This window comes from Actinosynnema sp. (assembly GCF_052038725.1).
On record NZ_JBQGCX010000164.1, the window covers coordinates 1 to 5,632 of the forward strand.

A 5,632-nucleotide genomic window follows, 5' to 3' on the forward strand; every position below is an offset into this window, starting at 1 on the left:
GCGCTGTCCTCGGCCGCGCGCACCATCGTCTACGCGGTCGACGTCGCCACGCGCGCCGCCCGCGCCGCCGCGCCCCGCCGGGGCCTCGGCGTGTTCGCCCGCTCGCCGCTGCGCCGCGCGCCCGTCCGCAAGCCGCTGGACGAGGGCGTCGTGCTGCACGGCTCCGAGGTGGCGCTGGCCCGCGACGCCTCGCCCACCAGGGACCCGGCGCTGCTGCTGCGCGTGGCCACCGCCGCCGCGCGCTCCAAGCACCCCATCGCCGCGGGCACCCTGTCCCGGCTCGCCGACTCCGCGCCGGAGCTGCGCCAGCCGTGGCCGCGCGAGGCCCGCGACGAGCTGCTCGCGCTGCTCGGCGCCGGACCCGGTCTGGTCGACGTGGTGGAGGCGCTGGACCGCACCGGGCTGTGGGGCAGGCTGTTCCCGGAGTGGGGCGCGGTCCGCGACCTGCCGCCCCGCGACGCCGCGCACACCTGGACCGTCGACCGGCACCTGGTGCAGGCCACCGCGCACGCGGCCAAGCTCGTCACCAGGGTGTCCCGGCCGGACCTGCTGCTGCTGGGGACGCTGGTGCACGACATCGGCAAGGGCAGGCAGGCCGACCACTCCGAGGTCGGCGCCGCGCTGGCCACCCAGATCGGCGAGCGGCTCGGGCTGTGGCCGAACGACGTGGAGGTGCTGACCGCGATGGTCCGGCACCACCTGCTGCTGCCGCACACCGCGACCCGGCGGAACGTGGAGGACGAGGCGACCGTGCGGCGCGTCGTCGACACCCTCGGCGGCGACCCGGTGCTGCTGGAGCTGCTGCACGCGCTCGCCGAGTGCGACTCGGTGGCGACCGGGCCCGGCGTGTGGTCGGACTGGAAGGCGTCGCTGGTGCGGGACCTGGTGGCGCGCTGCCGCGCGGCCATGGCGGGCGACCCGCTGCCCGCGCCGGAGCCGCTGGACGAGCGGCAGCGCGAGCTGGCCGTCTCCGTCACCGCGTCGGGGCGGCCGGACGTGCTGCTGGAGGCGTCCGGGCAGGTCGCGACGGTGTCGGTGGCCGCGCCGGACCGGCCGGGGCTGCTGTCCAGGGCGGCGGGCGTGCTGGCGCTCAACTCGCTGGAGGTGCACGCCGCCGTGGTGGCCTCGCACGAGGGCACCGGGGTGCAGGTGTTCACCGTGTCGCCGAGGTTCGGGTCGCTGCCGGACGTGGCGCTGCTGCGCGAGCAGTTCGCGCGCGCGGTCGACGGGTCGCTGCCGCTGGCCGAGAAGCTGGCCGCCAAGGAGCGCGACTACGGCGGCCCGCCGCTGGACCCGCCGCCCGCGCGGGTGCTGTGGTTCGACGACGAGTCGACCGGGTCGGTGGTGCTGGAGCTGCGGGCGGCGGACCGGATCGGGCTGCTGCACCGGGTCGCGGACGCGCTGGAGCGGTGCGGGTTGGACGTGCGGTGGGCGCGGGTGGCGACGCTTGGCGGGACGGTCGTGGACTCGTTCGCCGTCACCTCCGCGTCCGGGGATGTGGACCGGATCGCGGTGGAGCGCGCTGTGCTGGCTTCCTCAGGGTGAGTGCGTAGCACTACGTACACCCGATCGGGGGAGGTCACGCTGCCCCCGCGGTCCGCCGAACGGCAGGCTCTGCGGTGTGGCGCCAGGGGGGACACCGGGCGCCGCGAACCGGGGCCCGGTTCGGTCCACCGAGGGGTTGGGTCGGCTCGGGCCACCAGGCCTCCGGCGCGGTTGGCGCTCCCGGACCGACCGCCCGGAGGTCCCCGCACGGGGAGTGGTCATCGCTCGGACGGGTTACCCCTTGCGCGGGTGGGCGCGGGGAGCGGGCGCGATCGGAGTGCGTAGTTCTGCCACCAGGGGGGTGGGTGAACCACGCCGGTCGCGGCTCGTCCCCGACCGGGTCGGCCCAGGTCGGGCGCCCCGCGCGGCGGGGTCGCCCAGGGTTGCCCGCCGCGCGCTGTGGGTGGCGACACCATTCGACGGGGGAACTATCCGGTGTCCGAAACGTCTGTTTAGCATGGAAACGATGACCACCGTCGCCGTGGCGCCGCGCTCGCTCATCGTGCTGGCCGGACTGCCGGGCGCGGGCAAGTCGACCCTCCTGGCCACCGTCGACACGGGTGGCGAGCCCACCGTCGTGCTCGACTCGGACCAGGTCCCGGCGGCGCTGCGCGCCGCGCTCCCCACCGGGCTGCCGTACCGCTGGTACCGGCCGCTGGTCCACCTGGCGCACCGGACCAGGGTGCTCTGGCACGCACTCGCCTCGCCCGGCCTGCTGCTGGTGCACGAGCCCGCCACGCGCGCCACCACGCGGGCCGCGCTGGTCGTGGTTGGCGCGCTGTCCGGGCGGCCGAGGCACTTCCTGTGGCTCGACGCCAGCCCGGACGAGGCGTTCAGCGGGCAGGTCAGGCGCGGCCGGGTGATCAGGCACCACTCGTTCGCCAGGCACGTCCGCAGGGCCGAGGCCTTCCGCGCCCGCTTCACCGAGGAGCGCCCGCCGCGCGGCTGGCGCGCCCTCACCAGGCTGACCAGGGCGGACCGCCTGCGCCTCGCGGTGACCGGCTGAGCGGCCCGCCCCGACCCGGCGGGCGGCTGACCCGCCCGCCGCCGACGCGCGCAAGCTCCCGACCGCCCCGCCCGCCGCCTCCCGAACCACCCCCGCTGCGCCGTCCGGCCGCCCGACCACCGCTTTTCCCCCGCCGCCGCGCGAGGACCCGCGACCGTCCGTGACATGCCCGCGTCCCGGTGCGGCTACTCTGGCGGGAAGGCAATCGCCGCCCGGTCCCGCGCCCGACGGGGGTCGACGCGGCCCGTGATCATCCGACGACGTGCGAGGTCTGGCGGCACCGTGTTCAACACCCTTTCCGACCGGCTCACCTCGGTCCTGCAGAACCTGCGGGGCAAGGGGCGGCTCTCCGACGCCGACATCGACGCCACCGCGCGGGAGATCCGGGTGGCGCTGCTGGAGGCCGACGTCGCGCTGCCCGTCGTGCGCGCCTTCATCGCGAAGGTGAAGGAGCGCGCCAAGGGCGCGGAGGTCTCCCAGGCGCTGAACCCGGCCCAGCAGGTCATCAAGATCGTCAACGAGGAGCTCGTCGCGATCCTCGGCGGCGAGACCCGCCGGATCAACCTGGCGAAGAACCCGCCCTCGGTGATCATGCTCGCGGGCCTCCAGGGCGCCGGTAAGACCACCCTGGCGGGCAAGCTCGCCAAGTGGCTGCGCGGCCAGGGCCACACCCCGCTGCTGGTCGCCTGCGACCTCCAGCGCCCCAACGCGGTCACCCAGCTCCAGGTCGTCGGCGAGCGCGCGGGCGTCTCGGTGTTCGCCCCCGAGCCGGGCAACGGCGTGGGGAACCCGGTCGACGTCGCCAAGCGCGGCATCGAGGAGGCCAAGCGGGCGCAGCACGACATCGTCGTCGTCGACACCGCCGGTCGCCTCGGCGTCGACGAGGAGATGATGCGGCAGGCCGCGGACATCCGCGCCGCCGTGAACCCCGACGAGGTCCTGTTCGTCGTCGACGCCATGATCGGCCAGGACGCGGTCAACACCGCGACCGCCTTCAGCGAGGGCGTCGGCTTCACCGGCGTCGTGCTCACCAAGCTCGACGGCGACGCGCGGGGCGGCGCGGCGCTGAGCGTCCGCGAGGTCACCGGCCAGCCGATCCTGTTCGCCTCCAACGGGGAGAAGCTGGAGGACTTCGACGTCTTCCACCCCGACCGGATGGCCAGCCGCATCCTCGGCATGGGCGACGTGCTGACCCTCATCGAGCACGCCGAGCAGGCCTTCGACGCCGAGCGCGCCGAGGCCGCCGCCGTGAAGATGGGGTCCGGCCAGCTCACGCTGGAGGACTTCCTGGAGCAGATGCTCGCGATCCGCAAGATGGGCCCCATCGCGAACCTGCTGGGGATGCTGCCCGGCGCGGGTCAGATGAAGGACCAGCTCGCGATGCTGGACGAGAAGCACCTCGACCGCGTGCAGGCGATCATCCGGGGCATGACCCCCGCCGAGCGGGACGACCCGAAGATCATCAACGCCTCGCGGCGGCTGCGCATCGCCAACGGCTCCGGCGTGCGGGTCAGCGACGTCAACGACCTCGTGACCCGGTTCTTCGACGCCCGCAAGATGATGTCGCAGATGGCGGGCCGCTTCGGCCTGCCCGGCGCGGGCGGCAAGAACAACCGCAAGAACGCCAAGGGCAAGAAGGGCAAGAAGGGCAAGGGCGGGCGCGGCCCGACGCCGCCGAAGGTGCGCGGCGGCTTCCCCGGCATGCCCGGCATGTTCCCCGGTGGGATGCCCGGCGGGATGCCGGGGATGCCCCCCGGTCAGCTCCCGCCCGGCCTCGGCGGCGGCATGAACGAGCTGCCCCCCGGCGTCGACCCGACCAAGCTGAAGTTCGGCAAGTGAGCGGTCTGCACCTGCGCGGCGTCGTCCTCCCGGAGAGCGAGCCGCGCGACCTCTGGGTGGTCAACGGGCGCGTGCGGACCGCCCCGGTGCCCGGCGCGCGGACCGTCGTGGACGGCGGCTACCTCGTGCCGGGCCTGGTCGACGCGCACTGCCACGTCGGCCTCGGCCCGAGGGGCGCGGTCGAGCTGGACGAGGCGGTCGAGCAGGCCGTGGCCGACCGGGCCTCGGGCGCGCTGCTGCTGCGCGACGCCGGGTCCCCGGTGGACACCCGGCCGCTGCAGGAGCGGCTCGACCTGCCCAGGATCATCCGCGCGGGCAGGCACGTCGCCCGGCCCAAGCGGTACCTGCGGCACATCGGCGTCGAGGTCCAGGACCCGGCGGAGCTGCCCGCGATCGTCGCCGAGCAGGCGGCGGACGGGGACGGCTGGGTCAAGCTCGTCGGCGACTGGATCGACCGGGAGACCGGCGACCTCGCCCCGCTGTGGCCGGACGAGGTGCTCGCCGAGGCGATCGCCGTAGCCCACGAGGCCAAGGCGCGCGTCACCGCCCACGTGTTCGGCGAGGACGCCCTGCCTGGCCTGCTCGCCGCGGGGATCGACTGCGTCGAGCACGGCACCGGCCTGACCGACGAGACCATCGCGCTGATGGCCGCGCGCGGCACGGCCCTGGTGCCCACGCTGATCAACATCGAGACGTTCCCGGCGATCGCGGCGGGAGCGGACCGGTACCCGGCGTACCAGCGGCACATGCTCGCCCTGCACGCGCGCAACCGCGACACCGTCGGCAAGGCGATCGAGGCGGGCGTCCCGGTCTACGCGGGCACCGACGCGGGCGGCGGCATCGCGCACGGCCGCATCGCCGACGAGATCGCCGCGCTGCGGAACGCGGGCATGACCGCCGAGCGGGCCATCGGGGCCGCCTCGTGGGCCGCCCGCGAGTGGCTCGGCTTCCCGTCCCTCGTGGAGGGCGCGGCGGCCGACGTCGTCGTCTACCCGACCGACCCCAGGCAGGACCTGTCCGTCCTGCGGCACCCGAGCGTGGTCATGCTCCGGGGCCGCGTCCTCTGACCGGTCCCGCTCGCACGAAATGGTGAAACCCGCCGCCCCGTCACCCACCCACCCACCGGGTGACGAGGGCTGAGGGCTCACCACACCCCGCGAACACCGTGCCGCGCAACCGTTCCAAGCGCGCACCGCAGGGGGGGAGGAGGCTGCGGGCAGCTACCCGCTGCTCGGCCGCTGC

4 protein-coding genes are annotated in these 5,632 nt (G+C 75.2%); all 4 read left to right on the plus strand.

Features of this window, described 5'->3' with window-relative positions:
* A partial coding sequence (locus tag ACTUAL_RS03100) for a [protein-PII] uridylyltransferase (RefSeq protein WP_440899202.1) occupies positions 1-1,545 on the plus strand: 1,545 nt, incomplete at its 5' end.
* Between the two features lie 466 nt (positions 1,546-2,011).
* Positions 2,012-2,551 carry an AAA family ATPase gene (locus ACTUAL_RS03105; protein ID WP_440899203.1) on the plus strand — a complete coding sequence of 180 codons (540 nt, stop codon included), beginning with the start codon at positions 2,012-2,014 and terminating at the stop codon, positions 2,549-2,551.
* Between the two features lie 282 nt (positions 2,552-2,833).
* The gene (gene ffh, locus ACTUAL_RS03110) at positions 2,834-4,390 is read left to right on the plus strand and encodes a signal recognition particle protein (RefSeq protein WP_440899204.1); all 1,557 of its coding nucleotides are present in this window, start codon (positions 2,834-2,836) and stop codon (positions 4,388-4,390) included.
* Positions 4,387-5,457, plus strand: a complete 1,071-nt coding sequence (locus ACTUAL_RS03115) for an amidohydrolase family protein (protein ID WP_177154434.1) — start codon at positions 4,387-4,389, stop codon at positions 5,455-5,457. The genes ffh and ACTUAL_RS03115 overlap by 4 nt, the downstream gene beginning before the upstream one ends.
* Positions 5,458-5,632: the final 175 nt, after the last annotated feature.

Bases quoted from the DNA above. Each gene is read 5' to 3' on its own strand.
- ACTUAL_RS03105 (WP_440899203.1), top strand. From the start codon at position 2,012: ATGACCACCGTCGCCGTGGCGCCGCGCTCGCTCATCGTGCTGGCCGGA.